This is a genomic window from Chloroflexota bacterium, assembly GCA_018829775.1.
Taxonomy (GTDB): Bacteria; Chloroflexota; Dehalococcoidia; order Dehalococcoidales; family RBG-16-60-22; genus E44-bin89.
This window is the reverse complement of sequence record JAHJTL010000030.1, coordinates 1-19,814: the sequence shown is the minus strand read 5'-3', so window position 1 is coordinate 19,814 and position 19,814 is coordinate 1. Positions and strand designations below refer to the sequence as shown.

Genomic DNA, 19,814 nt, shown 5'->3' with positions numbered 1-19,814 from the left:
CCCGCCATTACCGTCTGGGATATAGGCAATATAGAACCGGTTCGTGACCATATCTTTAACGGTATCCTTAGAAAAAGGCCTGGAGCCGTGGGTCCCGGTAGTCCTGTAACCACCTATGTTGAGAGCCATGGCGACTTCCCGATCCGAATTCCCCTGTTCGGCGAGTTCAAAAGCCTTCATCAACCCTTCACAGTTACGGACAATTACCTCTTGCCCATTCAGAATGGTCTTCCGCTCCCACATATCAGGTATCGGAACCCCATTCTCACCTTTGGTAGCACCAAAGGGTAATGTCCCGCAGTACAGTCCCTGGCTTCTTCTCTCATGCCAGCCCTTTTTGGTTTCCTGGCTCAGGTTATCAGAATAAAGCTCCGCCAGGCCACCCAGCATACCCAAGGTGAACTTCCCCCACGGGGTTGAGAAGTCCATCTGCTCCACAATGGAGACAAAGCCCACCCCGGCTTTGGCCAGCTTATCAAAGTAGTCGAGTGTGATGCGTAGCTTCCTGGAAAAGCGGTCAACCTTATGAACTACAATGACGTCATACTCATGATTGAGGCCGGCGACCATTGCTTCTTTGAACACGGGGCGCTTGTTGATATCCTCGGTTCGTGCTGACTTGCCTTCCTCTATATACTCTCTGTGCGACGTCCATTGACGGCTCTCGCATAATACGGCGAAAGCTCTCCTTTGCGCGTCGATGGAATAGCCCTCAACTTGCTCCTCACTCGATACCCTAGCATAAAGCGCTGCTTTCATCTCTAATCACCCCCACCGAGTTTTTCTCTTTCTACCTTTTCCAATATTGCCTCTTCGAGCCACTGTCCTAGTGTTTTTCTCTGGGTCACTGCAGCAACACGGGCCTGGTGGAGAACGTCTAGATCGACTCTGACGCTGCTGTTAGGTTTCCTACCTGTCTTCGGTCTCCCTGTCCTCATGCCCTAATGGTATTCGATGTAATACCGAAAGTCAAGCGGAAGGATTTGGTTGTGGACCTTAGCGAAGCGATTTTCCGTTGCTTGTTTACAATTTCGTCGGGATTGGGCAAAATGGCAGCGCACTTAACAAAACAAGCAATCGTGTGGTCTCTACCTAATACTTATATCTGGGCAAGTTCTCAGGGCAGGCCTACATTGTTCTGTTGGCTAGATTTAAATTTTGTAAAAACTATCACTAGTGAGCATCCTGATGGGCTAACTTCGTGGGAATACTTGACAACCACTATAAAAAATGATATACAGGCAAACGACGGTAGGAGAGACCCTGATGAAGGGCGCCGAAGGGGAAAAAGCAAAGAGGATTTCTTTGTTTAGAAACTCTCAGGCGAAAGGACTGCCGTAGAAAGACCTCTGGAGAGTCTTTCAGCTGAAGGACACCGAAGGGGCAGCCTGAATTAGGCAACAGGCGATCTCTCAGGTAAAAGGACAGAGGGCTAATTTGATAAGTGCGGATTAGCCCTCGGCGCCTAGGGCGTTAGCCCTTTGGTGTTACTCAATTAACCGGTTTGCATAGGAAATATTTGCGGAAATGCCTTGATAGGCACCCGGACCATGTTTGGTGGTCAATTGCAGACAACTCGGGAGGTGATCAGATGCAACTAGCGGAAAGGATGTCTCGCCTAGGAACTGAAACTGCTTTTCAGGTCTTGGCACGGGCCCAGGCTCTTGAAGCCAAGGGCAAAGACATTGTGCACCTTGAAATTGGTGAGCCTGATTTTGACACACCGAAGCATATACGTGAAGCGGCTACGAAGGCGCTTGAGAAAGGTTACACACATTACTGCAACTCTCAGGGAATAATGCCGTTGAGAAATGAAATTGCCAAGCAGATGCAAAAGACGCGCGGCGTTCCGATAGACCCGGAGCGCGTTGTCGTTACACCCGGGGCAAAGCCCATTATGTTTTATTCAATCCTTGCCCTTCTTGATAAGGGAGATGAAGCCATCTGTCCCAACCCTTTGTATCCTATTTACGAATCGATGATAAACTTTACCGGGGCCAAGGCGATACCGCTGCCGCTTCACGAAGAACTTGATTTTCGGTTTGATATTGATGAGCTGAAAGCGCTGGTTACCCCTCGTACCAAGCTCCTGGTGCTTAATTCTCCTCAAAATCCTACCGGTAGTGTTCTGGAGGAAACAGATATTCGGGCTATCGCTGAAATCGCCCAGCAACACAATTTTCTTATTCTATCGGATGAAGTATATGAATATATCGTTTATGAAGGGAAGCCGTTCAGCATTGCCAGTCTGCCCGGTATGCTGGACCGAACCATACTGCTCAACGGGTTCTCCAAGACATACGCTATGACGGGCTGGCGCCTTGGGTATGCAGTTATGCCGCCGTTACTGGTTGAGCCTGTGGTTCGCCTTATCACCAACAGCGTGTCCTGTACGGCGCCTTTCATACAACATGCCGGTATTGAGGCGTTGATTGGTCCTCAGAATAGCGTTCCCGCAATGACGGCTGAATTCAAGAAGAGACGGGATCTAATCGTTGATGGCTTGAATCAAATACCGGGGATAAGCTGCCGACGGCCAAAAGGTGCTTTCTATGTCTTCCCCAATGTTAAAGACACCGGCGTGGATTGTCAGACACTCAGCGATTATCTTTTAAATGAAGCCGGTGTGGCGGTTCTTCCCGGCACTCATTTTGGCCGATATGGTGAAGGCTATATCAGATTGTCCTATGCCACTTCCCTAGAGAACATTCAGAAGGGTCTGGACAGGATAGCCAAGGCAGTAAAGCAGCTCGCAAAAAATCGGTGAGGAAGAACGGAAATACTCTTCATTGAAATATAGTATTTAGAAGAGGCGATACAGAAGGAGGTGGCGCACTGATGGCAGATATGGTGGTTCCTTATCCAACATTGAACACCCCTGCGGTACTGGTCGATTTGAACACTCTTGAAGCAAACGTAAAGGAGATGTCTCAGCTAGCTGCTGAAGCGAAGGTGAAGCTGAGACCCCATGTTAAAGTTCATGAAAACGTGTCCATAGCTAGGATGCAGATTGAGGCCGGAGCGTGTGGGGTGGAAGTAGGCTCGCTGGGGCAGGCGGAAGCTATGGCCGAAAAGGGGATAAACGATATCATTATTGCCCACCCGAATTTCTATGACGGGCCCAGGGGGGACATCCTGAAAAAACTCCTTAGCCAGTCAGCCCTGAAACTGGCCTTGGTGATTGATATGTATGAACAGGCGGAAATCATATCCCGAATGGCACAATCTGTGGGCAGACAGGCCTCTGTGCTGATAAAGATAGACCTGGGCAGAAATTCACGCTTTGGCGTATCACCCGGTGAACCCGTCCTGGACTTGGCCAGAAAGCTCAAAAAGCTTGGCGGCATAGAGTTCATCGGCATTTACGGGCATGAAATGGGGGCTAAACCCACGCCAGAAGGCAAGGATGAGGTAGCGCTGGAGGCGGCCACCATAATGGCCGATAACGCTAGGATGCTCCGGCAGGCTGGGTTAACCATTGACCACGTATCGGTAGGCGCTTCACCTACGTTCCGTTCAACCTGTCGTCTTTTGAAGGAAGGCAAATTCCCGGAAATCACCGAGATTCATCCGGGACAGTGTGTGATTGGTGACATCATGTACATGACGGCAGGTGGCAACTTGAAGGAAGCCTGCGCCGTCACCGTGCTGGTAACGGTGATGAGCACCTCCCACCCGGACTTGGCGGTGATTGATGCCGGGTACAAGACCTTCGGTGCTGAATCAATCATCGCCCGTCGTGACACCCCCGGCTTTTTCTGGAAAGGAATGCCCAGTTTTGGCTCAGTTATAGGACGTCCTGACCTGTGGTTCGGTCGTCTGTCTGCGGAGATTGGGCTTATCTATTATACCGCTCCTGAGAAAAAGCTGAAATTTGGGGAACAATTGGAAATCATACCCAATAACGCCACGCTGGTTATCAATATGCATGACCAGATATACGGCGTCAGAAACGGTGTCGTGGAGAAAGTGATTCCGGTTACCGGAAGAGGCAGGGGAACTTAGCATGAGCGTGATGAGTGACCTTCGTGGTAGCAATATAGGCCCAGATGTGAAAATGAAAACGCTGGTGTTGGGAAGACGTCAAGTTGAAGAACTACTCGGGATGGCCGAAGCGCTGCTGGCCGTTGAAGACGCCTTAAGGCTGAAAGCTCAGGGAAAGACGGTCATGCCACCAAAGATTTACCTGGATTTACCGGCATATCATGGTGACTTCAGGGCCATGCCGGCCTATATTAAAGGCATGGCCGGGGTCAAATGGGTGAGCTCATATCCTGAGAATACCAGGGTTGGCCTGCCGAGTGTTTTGGCCACCATAATTCTCTGCGACCCGAAAACAAGCTTTCCCTTAGCCATTATGGACGGCACCTATATTACCAACATGAAGACGGGCGCCGCGGGTGGTGTGGCGGTCAAATATATGGCGAGAAAAAATTCAAAGACGGTGGGAATAATCGGGGCAGGTCGCCAGGCGGAGACACAGCTGCTTGCCATCCTTGAAGTGCTGACCGGAATTGAAAATGTAAAGGTATTTGATAAATATCCCGAAGCCAGCCAGAGATATATTGAAAGGATGGGGCGGCATTTATCTGTCAAAATGGGCCTCGCGAAGACTCTTGCCGAAGCCGCCGATGCCGACATTGTGGTCACTTCTACTCCGGCGCGAGAACCCATCGTCAAGAAGGAGTACATTCGTCCAGGCACCCATATCAATGCTATTGGTGCTGATGCTGCAGGGAAACAGGAACTTGACTCGGACTTGATAGCCTGTGCGAAGGTGATCGTGGATGACATGGAACAGGCGGCCCATTCTGGAGAAATAAACGTGCCGCTAGCCCAAGGCCGTATTACCAGTGCAGATATTTATGGCGATTTGGGGGAAATTGTAATACAGGCTAAGAAAGGTCGGGAAAACGAGGAGGAAATAACCATATTTGATTCCACCGGACTGGCTATTCAGGATATCATCTGCGCCCAGTACGTTTACGAGAAGGTAAAAGGTAAAGAGATAGCTTCCTTTGACCTGATCTGAACTTAAATCAGGTGAATCCCGTGCGTCAATGGATATACCTAATCTAAGACGAGGTAACAAAGGTGCCTTTAAAAAGAATAGAAAAAGTACTGGCAAAAGAACTTGCTGACCTGGAGAGGATCGGCTCGCTTAAAGGCAGAGAAGCGGTCATTACTGGCGTGAAAGAGGCAGAGACGGGGCATATAGGACCCAGGTATTTTCTAGAGGGATACGGAAATAAAGAGTTCATCAGGATGAACTCAAACAACTACCTTGGCCTGGCCCTGAAAAAGGAAGTTATTGAAGCTGGGGGAAAAGCGGCGCGGGAATTTGGCACTGGTCCCGGTGCTGCGCGCTTTATCAGTGGTACCTTTCAACCTCACATCGAACTCGAAAAAGAGCTAGCACGGTTTCATGGCAGAGAGGCAGGTATGATATTCAGTTCCGGTTACGCTACTGTTATGGGAATCATCGTTCCGTTGATCTCCAAGGACACAATCGTCATTAGTGATGAACTTAACCACAACTCTATTATTAACGCCGTCAGGCTTTCTCGCGCTAGAGACAAGAAAATATATCGCCACAACAATATGAATGAACTGGAATCAGGAATTAAAGAATGTCTTGGTAATTGCCACAGAGTCGTCATAATTTCTGATGGTATTTTCAGCATGAGAGGAGACCATGCTCCGCTTCCAGAAATTGCAGATTTGGCAGAGAAATATTATACCCAATTTGAAGAGGGGATTCTTACCATCATCGATGATGCTCATGGCGTGGGTGCTGTAGGAAAGACGGGCCGGGGTACCACCGAGCTCACCGGTGAGGATAGAATTGACATCATCATTGGCACCCTTGGCAAAGCAATGGGAGTAAACGGCGGATATATTGTCTCGGATGCCAAGATAGTGGAATATTTAAGGGAAACGGCGCTGTTCTATGTGTATTCAAACCCTATTACACCATCTGAGGCAAGTGCGCTGTTAAAAGTTATAGAAATCATTGACAGTGAATCCGGCAGAAAAATGCTGAAATACCTGAAGGAAATGGCGGATTACTTCCGGGCCAAGTTAATGGAACTGGGCTATGAGGTGATAAAAGGCGAGCACCCCATCGTGCCGCTGATGGTAAGGGACACCCGGCAAACAAAGCGACTCGTTAAATATTTAAAAGATAACGGCATACTGGCAACGGGACTATCGTATCCGGTAGTTCCCAAGGGTGAAGAGGAAATAAGGTTTCAGGTCTGCGCCGACCACACCAAGTATGATTTAGACTACGTTCTTCGAATTTTGAAACAATTCAAAAAAGCAAATCAGTAGCCAGCATCGAATGTGGTGGCCAATCAAACGAAAGTAAAGGCTCGCCTTGGATTTTCAACGAGGATGGTCTGTATCTGTTCTTCGGTCATGTCTTTTTGTTGCATTATGGGAACAATATTATGCAGTATATGAGCATATCCGGAACCGCCAAAGGTTGTGAGCCGTATACGGGCACAGATATCATGTGAAACAAGGATTTGATTCAGGTACCCTTCGGCGATGAGCTCAATTATCTGTCGTACGCGCCCTTGGTCGCTAGGTATATCAACGAAGGTGGCCCGTTGCGGGTAAACGTCGTCCCAGCCGAACAAGTCCCATTCCAGGTAGCACCCCGTTTTCGCCAGTTGACAGCGAGTGAGGTGAGTGTCAACAGAAATGCACATGTGGCTCATTACGGTGTGGGCAATATCGGCGCCGGCGTCAGCAAGAACCTCGACGATTTCTAGGGGTGAATCATCATGAAATCCAGGGTGCACTGTTATTAAGGCACCTGTTTGCCGCTGGGCAGATGCAGCCGCGCGTAATACTTTTCTTTCGTTTTCTGTCAGTGGCCAGGAGCAGCCAATTTCACCGATGAATCCGGCACGCACTCCCTTATCACCGGTTATTATATCTTGAACAAATTTCTCGGTTATCTCTGCCTCGTCCATGGAATCAATGTTCGCTTTTTGATAGCTGTTGAGCTTCTTCATCACCCAGCCGCTATCAGCATTCCAGCAAGGCTCTGTCTCTCGGTAGTAACCTGTCCCCATAATTACGTTAAGCCCGGTGACACGGGAAATATTTACCAGTTTGGTCGGAGCTCGCCCCATATTGATGGGTGTCTGTTCCACGATGGTACAGCCACCGGCCTTCTTGAAAAGTAGCGTTTCCTCAATGGCCTCTTCTTCCTCAAAAGGCTGCAAATTATATAGATTGCTCATTCGATGGGAGCGAACCCAGCTCAAATTATCTAGCGTGATTGACTGGTGGGCTAATTCTTTTTCATCATCGCCGGGTTCAACAAAAAACCAGGCCATGTCAATGAAAAGGTGCTCGTGCGGGAGGGTGATTCCCATAGCATCCGGTTCAATCAAACCTAAAACAGTTTGTACTTTCCCTTTTAGGTTTGTACTCTTCATCTACTTACCCACTTGCTTCCTAAAAGAAATCACCCAATCATATAACAGCAGGTTGAAGGGCAACGAACAAAACGATTCCCGCAACTTACCCCAGATGACCCACCATACAACTACATTAGACAAAGTAGACGTAGCCCCTAAAGTGCAGGGCACCGCGTTTTCCGACATTGTTGATGCAACTGGCTCTGGTTGTGAATTTGCCTTGCTACTATTATTACTATTTCTTTTCCAGCTGTCCGGCAATTCCGAAACCTGAGAGGGCGCTTTCAATGATGTTGCGCAGTATTCGGACGAAGCACTGCTGGGTTTCCCAGTAAATGCCATCGGCCGCCGCTACCGAAGCACCTAGGCAACCATCGTTTGAGCCTGCCATGGCAGCTGCTTCCAGCATACGCTTCTCAGTCTCTACATCCTGAAGGACCTCTGGTTTCTTGAGCAGATAACCTAGCATGGCTGAGATTGCGTAGGCTGCCCAGTTGGAGACGGAGGCCGGGAAAGTAACGTCAGCTTTAACCGCGCAGGCAAAGCCTGATTTGCAGGGGCAGCGGCATACATCAGCATATGGGACTACTTTTCTTATTGTCTCCTCAATGGCTCCAGCCCCCATTTCGTTGCCTACATCCAGACAGCCAATGGTAAGGATTCCCCGTGATTCGGCTTCGTGGAAAATGTGTTCTACGCCGGGGAATTTTTCGCCAGAACCCTCCACCGGAAGCCCGGTGCCGAAGTGCTTTATTCCCTTTTTATTCGGACCAAACATTTCCACCGCGGCCACCGCCTTGGGAGAGAACTTGTCCATCGTGTCCTTGGCGAATTTTTTGGCTTCCTCGCCAACAGCGGTAAATGGCATCGCCACGGCGCAACGGGTGGTGGTTGCCCTGGCTTCATCATAGTCCAGTATTCCCAGGCCAGCCGCCCTGACTGCGCCGCATACGGCGTTAAAATCACGTGGTGCCGTTAACACAATAGGCAGGGCTTTTAACCCAAAGCTGACGGCCCTGGCTAAGCTTGCCACTCCAGAAGGACCATCCGTCTCGCCACGCGGCATAAAAGGCAACGCGCCCATGCCGGTCATCAGCACCACCGCATCACCTTCCTTAACCTGCTCAATAAGCCTCTCCGCAGCTACCAAGCTTATGGGTCTGTTGCCAACGGTTTTTACGGCAGCCTCGTACAGGGGAAAAATGATGCAGCGCCCCGGCCGTCCGCCAGTCTTGATTTCAACGGTAACCAGTCGGTCAACATTCCAGCCGGTAGCCTCTTCACCAGTTATTTTTGGGATATTCCAGTCCATTTTTCGCCTCCTTGTTTGACACTTCAATTAAATTACTGAGTACCGAAGAGGAGATTGGGGAACCAGAGAATTAAAGAAGGAAACAAAGTGAGTAGAGCAATAGCAATGAGCATGAGAAAGAAAAACGGAATTGAGCCAATAACCACCTTTCCTAGGTCTTCGCGGGAGATGCCCTGAATCACGAAAAGATTCAGACCCATGGGAGGTGTAATCATACCGATTTCGGCTAGCACAACATATATCACGCCAAACCATATGAGGTCGAAACCCATTTGTTTTATCAGAGGGATCACCGTGGCGGCGGTCAATAATAGCATTGATACCGGGTCAATGAAACAGCCTAAGAAGAGATAAATAAGACAGATATAAGTAAGCACTGCCCATTTAGAAACGCCGGCACCAATTATCATTCCGGTTACTGCCTGAGGTATTCCAGCTCTGGAAAAAAAGCTGGCCATGATGCTTGAGCCGACAACGATGAAGAGGACCATGCAGGTGGTCTCCACCGAGCTTGCCAGGGAGGCCTTCAGGATTCCCCAGTTAAACCGGCGCAGTATTATGGCTAGGATTAATGAAGCACAAGCTCCCACCGCTGCAGCTTCGGTTGGTGTCATGTACCCGCCAAAAATACCGCCTAGGACAATAACGGCTAAGACATAAAGCGGCCATAAATCTAGAAAGCTCAGGCCAACATTCTTTAGGCTGAATGCTGCTTCCCTAGGTGCTAATTTTTTATCCATTAACACTCTAATGATGATTGAGAGCATGAACATACCGGCAAGCATAACACCAGGTATGACGCCTCCAGCGAACAAGCGCCCTATGGATTGTTCTGCTATCACTCCATAGACAATCATATTAATACTGGGGGGAATGAGAATACCAAGTGTACCACCAGCCGCTAGAGAACCAAGTGTAATGCGGGTATCATAACCTCGTGTTTTCAGTGAGGGAATGGCGACTGTGCCAATAGTGGCGGCTGTCGCCGGACTGGAGCCGGAGATGGCAGCAAACATGGCACAGGCACCGATATTTGCGTGCCACAGCCCTCCTGGAAGCCAGGAAAGTAACCGGGAGGCACCGCGGTAAATTAACTCTGAGGCACCACATTTGACCAGAATCTCACCCATAAAGATGAACAGCGGGATAGCGGTGAGGATGAAACTGTCCAAGGTTCGGAAAGGAAGTAGCGAAACTAGACTAGCATCACCCTGAAAAACGAAGAAGCCAATAGCACCTACTATGGCCAATGAAATGGCAATCGGTACCCCAATCGCCATCAAAGCAAATAATACCAAGAAGGAGACAATCAGAAGTGTAATTGGGTCTGTAACCGTCACTTGTGCAGTTCCTCCCACCCTGCAAGCCTATTTCGGCATTGTGTGATTTTATTATGAGCGAGACTTATCATTTAAGGCCCTTTATTTTGCCAACCAATTCAATCACCAAAGCTAAGGCAAGCATACCTGAACCAACCGGGATAAAAAAATAAGGTATCCACATGGGCATATGGAGAGTGGTGATAGAGGTCATTTTTTGAGCGTAATTCGTCGCCACTGAAGACCAGGTGATCCAGGTAAACCAGGCGATGAAAATAATACAAATGATAAAAACCACGATTTCAAGCCGTAATTGCCATCGGTCTGACAAGTGTCTGGTTAGTATTTCAATTTTAATGTGTCTTCCCATCCTGAGGGTATAAGCCAAGCCCAGAAAAACAATGGCGACTAGAGTGTACCCCGATACTTCAAAGGAAATTAAGGTTGATTTGCCTATCGTGGCACGTGCCAGCACGTCAACGGTGATAATCATGGTCATGCCTAAAATTAATATCTGCCCGGCTACTTTTGAGGCAAGATAAAAATATTTAATGAAGGCTTCTGAATAAAGTGCTAATTTAAGCTCCATTTCCCATACCTGTGGGGGGCAAACCGGTCAATATGACTGTTAGTGCATACCAGCCGGTTTGCCCCTCTAAGCATTTTCGGCAGTGTTGATGATGATTAGTAACCCAGAGCTTTCTTGACTAGGTCAAGAGCCTGTTTATTCTTGGGGTCTTTTTGGGCAAAGCTATCCCAGATAGGCTTTGCCGCATTTCTCCAGGCGTCCATCTCTGCCTTGGATGGCTCATGGATGACTATACCTTTGTCTGCCAGACGTGCCTTTTGTTTCTCTGCTTCTGTGTCATACCAGCCCTGAATCTTCTTCACATAATTCACTCCCTCTTCCATGAGCACCGTCTTGTATTCATTTGGCAAGGCATTCCATTTATTCTCATTGACACAGGTCCAAGCACCACCCGGCTCAAGACGGATGGCGTAATAATGCTTGCCGACTTCCCACATTGAGTTTTCCACCATGGCCTGAGGGCCGGTATTGAGTGCTTGTACCACACCTCGCTGCATGGCCGTATAGACCTCGGCAATGGGCATGTAAACGGGTTCACCACCCAGTGCTTTAATCAGATCGGCGTCCAAAGCGCGCCAGATTCTCACCTGGAGACCACTAAGGTCAGCCAAGTTGGGGATGGCGTCTTTGCTCAGCAAGTCCTGAGGCAGCCAGAAGTGAACGCAGTTTGGCGGTAACACCAAGTAGCCTGAGCCTTTTATGGCTTCGTTGAACATTGGTCTGATCGCCTCTTCAGCTTTGAAGCAACTATACTGGTCCGTGGTCAGATACGGCAAGCCGAAGATGCCAAGAAAAGAATGTAGTCCTTCCATCACTGGGGTATACAGCCAGGCCATGTCAATTGTGCCCTGGGCTAAGGCAGCGGGGAATTCGTCACGGTCAATGCCAATTTCCTTGGCCAGCAAGATACGAATATTAAATTTACCATCGGTCCGTGACGCAACCCTACGGGCCATATCCACGACTTCGATGCAGAAGGGGTTTGTTAAGCTGGTTTCTGAAACCTGTAAGACCCAGCTAACATAGGGTGCCTCCGCCGGAGCTGGCGCTGGAGCTGGCGCTGGAGCTGGCGCTTCCGCCTTGCAGCCAACGGCCAACGGCACTAACAAAGCAACCAGACAAACACTAACTAGTAGAATTAACCAGCGTTTCATTTTTCCTCCTTTAACGAACAATATTTACTGTAGCTTTTAGGTGTTGAACTGATATCACCTCCCTTCACTGAATTATTTTACGTGCCTCTCAGCGCATTTTCAATAATAGCATGCAGCAGGTTGACAATACCCTGCTGTCCCTTCAGACCAACACCATCAACACCCATGATGGGTTGACCGGCAATACCATCAACGGCACCGGCCATGGCGCAGGCCTCCAGCATTCGTCTTTCTGTATCATCATCTTGGAGGAGGGAGGGTTTTTTAAGCAGATATCCCATCATGGCCGATATGGCGTAAGCTCCCCAGTTGGACACCGAAGCAGGAAAAACAATATCAGTTTTCACCGCGCACGCAGTTCCTGACTTGCAAGGACACCGGCAAGTGTTGGCATATGGGGTAATTTTCCTCACCGCTTCTTCTATCGTGCCGCTGCCGATTTCATTGCCGCGGTCAATGACACCAATGGTCAATATCTTGCGTGAGGCTGCCTCGTAGAACAGGTACTCCAGGTCAGGTAAGTTGTCCTGAGCTTCGGTGTCATAGCCAGAACCGGAGTGCTTGACGCCTTTATTGTTCGGGCCTATAGTTTCAACGCTTATCACAGCTTTTGGTGCACACTCGTCGATTATTTTTGCCGCCAGCTTCTTACTTTGGCTTTCATCGGTAGCGTCAAAGATAAATTCCCCGGCTGCGGCACTTTTAAATCCCTTCGCCTCGCTGTAGGCCAGAACATTTAAACCCGCTGCTTTCACAGTCTGACGCGCCGGCTCCATATCTTTGGGGCTAGTAACCACTACCGGCAGCGCGTTTAAGCCGTATCTGATGGCGCGGGCAAGGCTGGCCACGCCGAGTGGACCATCAGTCTCTCCGTAGGGCATATTAGGGTAGTAAGCAAACTGGTCAACAATGATTACTCTGTCACCCTCTTTGACTTGCTCGATTATCTTCTGAGCGGCGACCAAGCTTATTGGCTTATTATCATATTTTTGGCTGGCACTTTCATATAATGCCGGTACAATCCAGCGATCAGGACGCCCACCCCAACCGGCACCCGTGGTAACTAACCTGTCTACATTCTTGGCCGTTTCTTCCATTTTATTCTTAATGACCTCCTCTGTATTCTAAAAAACGTTATCCTGGTTAAGTTCCACGCCCTCTTCCCGTGATGGAAAACTCTCGCTCGATGACGCCATTTCTCACTCCATAGGCCTTGTCATGGATATTCAGAATAAGACTGGCGCTATTTGGCACTATCTCAAAACGTTCTCCTAAGGTGAGTTTCTTGGCGTTTTCTTTGTAGTATACCCAGCCGCTTTCGGCACCGACTCTGCCCAGCCAGAGGTCATCACGTCCCTTAATTGCACCAAAACTGGGCATTCCGTTCCAGAAAAAGCCGGGGGTATCCCGGCGCCCGATTATTGATTCGCCGCCAAGAGCCTTGAAGCCGGCGTCAATAACCACGTAAGTCTGGTGTGAAGTACTTACCACCGTACTCAGTACAGTAAGAACGCACCGGTCCCGGGCACAGCCAAGTGAATAGCTGTAGGCGATATCACCAATGGCACGCTGCCCCGGGTGAACCTCAGTGATTTCTTTGAGCACCCCCTCCTTTACCCAACGGCAGATGGCAAAGATGGTCGGCGAAGCACCGGTGGACACGTCCTCTATCTTAAAACCTTCTTTGCGGAGGAGTCGCGCCATTTCACACATTATGGAGCCGACTTCAAGGGCTACCTTAGCAACACCTTCATCGGTCGGCACCGTTTGTGCCGAAGACTCATGTGCGTAAATACCAGCAATTTCAATACCCGGTAGTTTACTGAGCTTTCTGGCCAGCTCCAGCATTGGAGTGCCCGGCAGAACACCGTAACGCTTGATACCGGTATCAATCTTTATGTGTACGGGGATTTTCTTCCCCACTTCCTGACCGATTTTGGAAAGTTCCTCGGCCTGCTCCACCATATCTACGACGATGGCCAGCTTGAGGCCGGGTTTGGTAACGAGCTTCTTGACCTTCTCAAATTTACGCTCACCATAAAATGGATGCGCTACAATGATATCATTGATTCCAGCCTCGGCCATAACCGCTGCTTGGTCTATCAAGCCCACTTCAACGCCGCAGGCACCAGCTTCGAGTTGTATTTTGGCAATTTCCGGACACTGGTGAACTTTGACATGTGGCCTCAGTTTAATTCCGGCCTTGGCTGTCGCCTGGGCCATTTCGTTGATGTTAGCTTCTAGTATGTCCATGTCAATTAATGCGGCTGGTGTATCAATTGAGGGGTAAGGTGTGGTGCCTTTCATGCGTTTATCCTCCGTCTTTTAAATAATAAGGCGCTAAGTCTTGCTTTACTTAACTTAGCGCCCCTGTCCTCTTACCTGAGAGATCTCCGCTATTTAACGGAACTCACCTTCGGTGGCTCTACCTGAAGTCTCTCCAGAGGTGCTCACCATGACAGTCCTTTTGCCTGAGAGTTTCAAGGCTGACTGAAATCCAGTCTCTTTCCCCTTCGGCTCCCTTAATGGGTATCTCCTGCCATGGTAATCGTCTCTTTTCCAGTTATGCCACTATTATATAGTTATGGCAGAGTTTGTCAAGTTCCAAAATATGCAGGTTTACTTCAATCTTGCTGCAGGATTGTCCATATTTTTTCAAAATAATCTAGGGACCCCGGGTTAATCAGAGCGCCCCGATTTGATACCGGTCGGCCATTTATGACATTGGCCACGGCTATTTCCACTTTCTTTATATTCAGGGTGTACGGTATGTCTGGCGCCTCGATGATTCGCGCCGGGAAATTTATTCAAATCATCTACCACTTGGTCGTATTTTGGGGAAGCTTGAATTTCGGTGAATTCCCAGACAGAAGCCCAGAAATCGGGGTTTTTTCAATTGACCATCCATATAGCTCATCATAGGAGCCCATTTTAAGATGGTATTCTTGATTAACGTAATTGATAAATCGTGTCATATTTGCTTTTTCAACTCGCTCTGCGGAAGGTTGCCAAAGCAATTTCGACATTATTTCTTCCATTCTCCTCGTAAATTCTGGTCACATTTTTATATATGTATTATACTTCTTGTGGAATATTTTTCAGACGGTATGAGTATAATTTAATATCAATTGGTTTATCAACAATACCAGAGAAATAATTGATTGGTCTGAAAGAGGGCCTCTTCATCAAGGCATTATTCGGGAATTTAGAAAGGAGGATTAACCAATATGGATACCGGACTTCAAGGTAAAGTTGCTCTGGTGACAGGATCAGGTAGAGGCATCGGGAAAGCTATTGCCCTGGGATTAGCCAAGGAAGGGGTGGACATCGCGGTCAATTGCCGGGTAAATATAGATAGTGCTGAAGAGACAGCCAAAGAGATACGGTCTCTCGGGCGGCGGGCAATGGTTACGGTGGCCGATGTTACCGATGAGTCAGCCGTGAAGAAAATGGTGCAGCAAATTGTCAAAGAATGGAGTACCATCGATATTCTGGTCAATAACGCCGGGGTATCATTTGTTGCCCTTGTCGAAGACATGGCAAAGTCAGATTGGGATCGCCTTTTAAACATCATGGCGGGTGGTACTTTTCTCTGTGCGAAAGCCGTAATACCAGTAATGAAGAAACGGGGGGGTGGTAAAATTATCAACATTTCCTCTGTCGCTGGTGAGAGGACAACTCAGAATTCATCAGCCAACTATGTTGCCGCCAAAGCCGCGATCCTCGGTTTCACCCGCCAGCTGGCCTACGAGCTAGGGCCATACCACATCAACGTAAATGCGGTCTGTCCCTGGACCGTGGTAACCCCCCTGTCTCTATCACAAGTTGGTAAAGAAGAGCTAGAAAGAATCAGGCAGGGCATCCCCCTAGGAGATTACCCCAAACCGGAAGACGTGGCTGATGCCGTGGTCTTTCTGGCCTCAGACCAGGCGAGGTTGATTACCGGCTACAGTATCAGAATAGACGGGGGTATGTGCCTGCCTGTGGGGACCCGCCCCTGGGATGAGTATGTAAGGTCGCATAAAGAGGCGGTTAAAAAGGCCAAGTAGCCCAGTATTCAAGCAACTTATGAGGAGAGTGTATCAGTGATGAAACAGGACATTCGCTACCCGACGTTGGACACACCGGCAGTGATCGTTGACCTGGATAAGCTGGAAGCAAACATCAATGAGGCGCAGCGTTTAGCTGCTCTTGTCGGCTTGAAGGTAAGGCCACACTGCAAATGCCACGAGTGTGGTGAAATAGCCCGCGTGCAGATTAAAACTGGAGCAATTGGCGTCTCTTGTGCCAAGCTGGAGGAGGCGGAGTGCATGGCAGAAGAAGGCATAGCTGATGTAATGGTGCTCCATCCCTTCTACGGTCACCATAAGCTGGAAAAGTTAAAGAGGTTAGTAAGCCGACGCGGGCTCAAGCTCAGCTGCGTGGTGGATATGGTGGAGCATGCTGAAGGTATTTCTCAGGTCGGCCGGGCGGTTGGCAAAAAGATTCCGGTTCTCCTGAAGATTGATACCGGGGTAAAACGTTTCGGCGTCTTTCCCGGCGAGCCTGCTTTGAAGCGAGCCAAAGAAATCTGCTGTATGCCAGGCATTGAGCTGGTGGGCATTGTTGCCCACGAGTCCACCCACGGTGAAAGAACAGCGGAGGGGGTTGACCGGATAAGCCGGGAGGTTCCCGCCCTGATGGCGGCCACGGCACAATTACTCAGAAATAACGGAATTGAAATTAAGGATGTTGCCATTGGCTCAACGCCAACGTTGCGTAATGTGCCGATTCTGAAAGACTTCCCAGAAATAACGGAAATTCACCCGGGTATGTATATATTTGGGGACATAATGTATGTGAGCAATTTTGCTATGACACCGGCCCAGTGCTCGCTGACGGTGTTGACTACGGTAATCGGCGTTTATGATACGCCACCACCTCGTGCGGTAATCGATGCCGGAGGTAAGACATTTACGCCTGATGTTCTCTTTCATCTGCGCAATGACCCTGGGTATTTATGTGAAGGGAGACCAAGGTTTGGCTTGGTCATTGGTCGCCCCGACCTGTGGTTTGGCCGACTCCCTGCTGAAAACGGTGTTCTTTATTTCAGGGACCCTGATAAAAAAGTGCAACTTGGCGAGCGACTGGAGGTTATCCCCAATAATGCGAGCATGGTTGTCTCCATTCATGACGAGATATACGGTGTTAGAAAAGGCAAAGTGGAGAAAGTTTTGAAGATAACTGGGCGTGGATTAGGAAATTAGTTAAGGGTAACAGTAGCGCAGGTCCAATACCTCAGTCAGGGCACAGCACCTGTTGTATATTTTGCGGAAGAGATGAAGCCTGCTTAATGATGTCATAAAAGGGCTGGCCTCTTAGAGCATAATAGTCAAGGAGGTGCAGCAATGCTTTACAAAGGCTTGGATTTGCATAAAAAAGTCTAGTTGCATGTTCCGGAGCAAATCGGCCGGCGTTCCGGAGCAAACCGGCCACCATTCCGGACGAAATCGGCCACCCTGCCGGAGCAAATCGGCCACCCCTGCCGGGTAGGTTAGAGGGCAAGATAAGGAGCGGCGCTGGGTAACGTAATGCCATAGAATCATCCGAGGAGGTGATTCTATGGCGAACAGGAGGTTACCCATGCGCAAGATCAAAGAAGTCCTGCGCCTAAAGTATGATTGTAATTTAAGCGATCGAGAGATATCTCGAAGCTGCCAGGTCTCACGGAGCACGGTAGCCGATTATCTCATGAAGGCCAGGGCAGCCGGGATTAGCTGGCCGGAAGTCTTGGCACTCACCGACACCCAGATTGAGGAGAGTCTCTTTCCCATCCGGCGCATTCCCAGTTCGGTCAAGCGCCCAACGCCGGACTATGAATATATCTACAACCAGCTGCGTACCTATCGTAAATTCAACCTGACTCTGGTCCAATTGTGGCTGGAGTATAAGGAAAAGCATCCGGACGGCTACCAGTATTCCCAGTTCTGCGACCTTTACCGGCGCTGGCGGGGCAAGCTGGATTGCGTTATGCGCCAGGAGCATCGGGCCGGGGAAAAGGCCTTCATCGATTACTCCGATGGCTTATCCATCCTTGACCTGGCTACCGGCGAGCTGATTCTTACCCAGCTATTCCTGACGGTCTGGGGCGCCTCCAACTATACCTACGCCGAAGCAACTCTATCCCAGACCCTGCCGGAATGGATTGGCTCCCACAGACGGTCTCTTGAGTATTTCGGCTGTGTCCCCAGGGTCCTGGTGCCGGACAATCTCAAAAGCGGCGTCAGCAAAGCCTGCAAATACGAGCCGGAGTTAAATCCTACCTATGCCGACATGGCCGAGCATTATGGCTGCGCCGTGCTGCCGGCTCGCCCTCGCCGTGCCCGCGACAAGGCGAAGGTGGAGGCCGGAGTACTAATTGCCAAACGATGGATACTGGCGGTATTACGAAAGCGCACCTTCTACAGTCTGGCGGAGCTTAATGCCGCCATCCGGGAGTGCCTGGAGCGTCTCAATAACCGTCCCATGCGGCGGCTGAAGAAATCGCGCCGGGAGCTGTTTGAGACGGTAGACCGTCCCAATGCTCTGCCTTTGCCGGCGAGACCTTACGAATATGCCGAGTGGTATAAGTCCAGGGTAAATGTCGACTATCACATCGAAGTGGATCACCATTACTACAGCGTCCCTTTCCAGCTCTTGCGTGAGAAAGTGGACGTAAGGCTGACCGCCACCACCCTGGAGGTCTTTCACAAAGGGGGAAGAGTGGCGGCTCATGCCAGATCCTATGTCCGCGGCGGCTATACCACTGTAAAGGAGCACATGCCTCCGGAGCACCGCAGCTACGCCGAGTGGAGTCCATCTCGCTTCATCCATTGGGCCGGCAAAACTGGAGCCGCCACTGCCCAATTGGTCGAAAAGATACTTTCCACCCGTCCCTATCCGGAGCAGGGCTACCGCGCTTGCCTGGGTATTATCCGCCTGGGACGTCACTACGAGCCGGAGCGTGTCGAAGCGGCGGCCGAGCGGGCTCTTCAGTTTAATGCCTGTTCTTACCGCTCGATGAAGGCCATCCTGGCCGCCGGCCTGGACCGGCAGCAAGATAACGGGGAACGCCCCGTCCAAATGAGCCTGCCATTACATCAAAATATCCGGGGAAGAGAATACTATCAATGATAAGGAGGAAAAACCATGCTTAATCAGCAGACTATGTCTATCCTGCACTCGCTCAAGCTATATGGTCTGGCCAGAGGCTTTGAGGAGAGGCTGGCCGACCCAAAACAGGCGTCTCTCTCCCATGCCGAGTTTGTGGGACTGCTGGTGCAGGATGAGAAGACCCATCGCGACAACCTGAGGCTCAGAAGATTGCTGAAAAAGGCCAGGCTGCGCCAGGAAGCTGCCCTGGAAGACATTGATTACGGGGCTTCGCGTGGCTTAAGCCGGCAGGTAATCCTGGAACTGGCCAATCCCCAGTGGGTCGCCGCCCACCGTAGTGTCCTTATCAGCGGACCCACCGGAATCGGTAAATCCTTTATCGCCTGTGCCCTGGGTAACGCCGCCGCCCGTGCCGGTTATACGGTGCTTTATATGCGGGCTCCACGGCTGTTTGAAACCCTCCAGCAGTCCCGCGGAGACGGCTCCCATCTCAAGGCGCTGGCTAAGCTGAGCCGGGTGCAACTCTTGATTATCGATGACTTCCTGCTCACCACACTGGCGGACTGGGAACAGCGAGACCTGCTGGAGATAATCGAGGACCGCTATCAATTGGGAGCTACCGTTATCGCCAGCCAGTGTCCCATCGGTGACTGGCATCCGAATATCGGCGACCCAACCCTGGCCGATGCCATCTGTGACCGGCTGCTGCACAACGCCTACCGGATAGAGCTTAGAGGCGATTCCATGCGCACCAGACCCGCCAACACATCGGAAAACGGAGGAAAGGGGGCAGTTGCTAATGACGGTAAACTGAGTTAGACTATGGCCAACCCCGCGCCACTCCTTGAGCCCTTTTCACAGGGTGGCCGATTT

Annotated in this window: 17 protein-coding genes and 2 riboswitches; of the genes, 8 read left to right on the top strand and 9 right to left on the bottom strand. The window is 50.0% G+C overall.

What is annotated here, in order from left to right:
• On the bottom strand, positions 1-759 hold a 759-nt coding region (locus KKD83_03410; GenBank protein ID MBU2535201.1), incomplete at its 3' end, for a recombinase family protein.
• Between the two features lie 483 nt (positions 760-1,242).
• Positions 1,243-1,345: riboswitch (glycine riboswitch) on the top strand.
• A gap of 246 nt (positions 1,346-1,591) precedes the next feature.
• On the opposite strand from KKD83_03410, the gene KKD83_03405 reads away from it, so the two are divergent.
• From KKD83_03405 to KKD83_03390, 4 genes are all read left to right on the top strand, one after another.
• Positions 1,592-2,767: a pyridoxal phosphate-dependent aminotransferase gene (locus tag KKD83_03405; protein MBU2535200.1), complete on the top strand. Its 1,176-nt coding sequence runs from the start codon at positions 1,592-1,594 to the stop codon at positions 2,765-2,767.
• A gap of 71 nt (positions 2,768-2,838) precedes the next feature.
• Positions 2,839-4,005 (top strand): alanine racemase, encoded by a 1,167-nt coding sequence (locus tag KKD83_03400; protein ID MBU2535199.1) that lies wholly within the window; start codon positions 2,839-2,841, stop codon positions 4,003-4,005.
• A 52-nt stretch (positions 4,006-4,057) separates the two neighbouring features.
• Positions 4,058-5,032 (top strand): alanine dehydrogenase, encoded by a 975-nt coding sequence (ala, locus tag KKD83_03395; GenBank protein MBU2535198.1) that lies wholly within the window; start codon positions 4,058-4,060, stop codon positions 5,030-5,032.
• Between the two features lie 62 nt (positions 5,033-5,094).
• On the top strand, positions 5,095-6,333 hold the full coding sequence (locus KKD83_03390) for an aminotransferase class I/II-fold pyridoxal phosphate-dependent enzyme (protein ID MBU2535197.1): 1,239 nt from the start codon (positions 5,095-5,097) through the stop codon (positions 6,331-6,333).
• Positions 6,334-6,356: 23 nt separating this feature from the next.
• On the opposite strand, the gene KKD83_03385 is transcribed toward KKD83_03390, so the two are convergent.
• The 8 genes from KKD83_03385 to KKD83_03350 all read right to left on the bottom strand — a co-directional run bounded on the left by KKD83_03385 (position 6,357) and on the right by KKD83_03350 (position 14,848).
• Positions 6,357-7,454, bottom strand: a complete 1,098-nt coding sequence (locus KKD83_03385) for a hypothetical protein (protein ID MBU2535196.1) — start codon at positions 7,452-7,454, stop codon at positions 6,357-6,359.
• 217 nt (positions 7,455-7,671) lie between these two features.
• Positions 7,672-8,748: a DUF4392 domain-containing protein gene (locus tag KKD83_03380; protein ID MBU2535195.1), complete on the bottom strand. Its 1,077-nt coding sequence runs from the start codon at positions 8,746-8,748 to the stop codon at positions 7,672-7,674.
• Between the two features lie 32 nt (positions 8,749-8,780).
• Positions 8,781-10,088 (bottom strand): TRAP transporter large permease, encoded by a 1,308-nt coding sequence (locus KKD83_03375; GenBank protein ID MBU2535194.1) that lies wholly within the window; start codon positions 10,086-10,088, stop codon positions 8,781-8,783.
• A gap of 67 nt (positions 10,089-10,155) precedes the next feature.
• Entirely contained in the window at positions 10,156-10,656 is a 501-nt protein-coding gene (locus KKD83_03370) for a TRAP transporter small permease (GenBank protein MBU2535193.1), read from the bottom strand.
• 95 nt (positions 10,657-10,751) lie between these two features.
• Entirely contained in the window at positions 10,752-11,810 is a 1,059-nt protein-coding gene (locus KKD83_03365; GenBank protein ID MBU2535192.1) for a TRAP transporter substrate-binding protein, read from the bottom strand.
• 77 nt (positions 11,811-11,887) lie between these two features.
• Positions 11,888-12,907 (bottom strand): DUF4392 domain-containing protein, encoded by a 1,020-nt coding sequence (locus KKD83_03360; protein MBU2535191.1) that lies wholly within the window; start codon positions 12,905-12,907, stop codon positions 11,888-11,890.
• Positions 12,908-12,953: 46 nt separating this feature from the next.
• Positions 12,954-14,117, bottom strand: coding sequence for an alanine racemase (locus KKD83_03355; GenBank protein MBU2535190.1), 1,164 nt, complete (start codon positions 14,115-14,117; stop codon positions 12,954-12,956).
• 142 nt (positions 14,118-14,259) lie between these two features.
• Positions 14,260-14,359: riboswitch (glycine riboswitch) on the bottom strand.
• Positions 14,360-14,626: 267 nt separating this feature from the next.
• A complete protein-coding gene (locus KKD83_03350; protein MBU2535189.1) occupies positions 14,627-14,848 on the bottom strand; it encodes a hypothetical protein in 222 nt (73 codons plus the stop codon).
• Positions 14,849-15,037: 189 nt separating this feature from the next.
• On the opposite strand from KKD83_03350, the gene KKD83_03345 reads away from it, so the two are divergent.
• From KKD83_03345 to istB, 4 genes are all read left to right on the top strand, one after another.
• Positions 15,038-15,859, top strand: coding sequence for an SDR family oxidoreductase (locus tag KKD83_03345; protein MBU2535188.1), 822 nt, complete (start codon positions 15,038-15,040; stop codon positions 15,857-15,859).
• A gap of 39 nt (positions 15,860-15,898) precedes the next feature.
• Positions 15,899-17,056: an alanine racemase gene (locus KKD83_03340; GenBank protein MBU2535187.1), complete on the top strand. Its 1,158-nt coding sequence runs from the start codon at positions 15,899-15,901 to the stop codon at positions 17,054-17,056.
• Positions 17,057-17,411: 355 nt separating this feature from the next.
• The gene (gene istA, locus KKD83_03335; protein ID MBU2535186.1) at positions 17,412-18,962 is read left to right on the top strand and encodes an IS21 family transposase; all 1,551 of its coding nucleotides are present in this window, start codon (positions 17,412-17,414) and stop codon (positions 18,960-18,962) included.
• A 15-nt stretch (positions 18,963-18,977) separates the two neighbouring features.
• Positions 18,978-19,760 carry an IS21-like element helper ATPase IstB gene (istB, locus tag KKD83_03330; protein MBU2535185.1) on the top strand — a complete coding sequence of 261 codons (783 nt, stop codon included), beginning with the start codon at positions 18,978-18,980 and terminating at the stop codon, positions 19,758-19,760.
• Positions 19,761-19,814: the final 54 nt, after the last annotated feature.

What these genes read in the sequence shown, in the direction of transcription:
- KKD83_03360 (MBU2535191.1), bottom strand. Translation starts at nt 12,907, where the DNA reads ATGGAAGAAACGGCCAAGAATGTAGACAGGTTAGTTACCACGGGTGCC.
- KKD83_03365 (MBU2535192.1), bottom strand. Translation starts at nt 11,810, where the DNA reads ATGAAACGCTGGTTAATTCTACTAGTTAGTGTTTGTCTGGTTGCTTTG.
- KKD83_03405 (MBU2535200.1), top strand. Translation starts at nt 1,592, where the DNA reads ATGCAACTAGCGGAAAGGATGTCTCGCCTAGGAACTGAAACTGCTTTT.
- KKD83_03380 (MBU2535195.1), bottom strand. Translation starts at nt 8,748, where the DNA reads ATGGACTGGAATATCCCAAAAATAACTGGTGAAGAGGCTACCGGCTGG.
- KKD83_03345 (MBU2535188.1), top strand. Translation starts at nt 15,038, where the DNA reads ATGGATACCGGACTTCAAGGTAAAGTTGCTCTGGTGACAGGATCAGGT.
- istA (MBU2535186.1), top strand. Translation starts at nt 17,412, where the DNA reads ATGGCGAACAGGAGGTTACCCATGCGCAAGATCAAAGAAGTCCTGCGC.
- KKD83_03340 (MBU2535187.1), top strand. Translation starts at nt 15,899, where the DNA reads ATGAAACAGGACATTCGCTACCCGACGTTGGACACACCGGCAGTGATC.
- KKD83_03385 (MBU2535196.1), bottom strand. Translation starts at nt 7,454, where the DNA reads ATGAAGAGTACAAACCTAAAAGGGAAAGTACAAACTGTTTTAGGTTTG.
- KKD83_03400 (MBU2535199.1), top strand. Translation starts at nt 2,839, where the DNA reads ATGGCAGATATGGTGGTTCCTTATCCAACATTGAACACCCCTGCGGTA.
- KKD83_03370 (MBU2535193.1), bottom strand. Translation starts at nt 10,656, where the DNA reads ATGGAGCTTAAATTAGCACTTTATTCAGAAGCCTTCATTAAATATTTT.
- ala (MBU2535198.1), top strand. Translation starts at nt 4,058, where the DNA reads ATGAAAACGCTGGTGTTGGGAAGACGTCAAGTTGAAGAACTACTCGGG.
- KKD83_03350 (MBU2535189.1), bottom strand. Translation starts at nt 14,848, where the DNA reads ATGGAAGAAATAATGTCGAAATTGCTTTGGCAACCTTCCGCAGAGCGA.
- istB (MBU2535185.1), top strand. Translation starts at nt 18,978, where the DNA reads ATGCTTAATCAGCAGACTATGTCTATCCTGCACTCGCTCAAGCTATAT.
- KKD83_03355 (MBU2535190.1), bottom strand. Translation starts at nt 14,117, where the DNA reads ATGAAAGGCACCACACCTTACCCCTCAATTGATACACCAGCCGCATTA.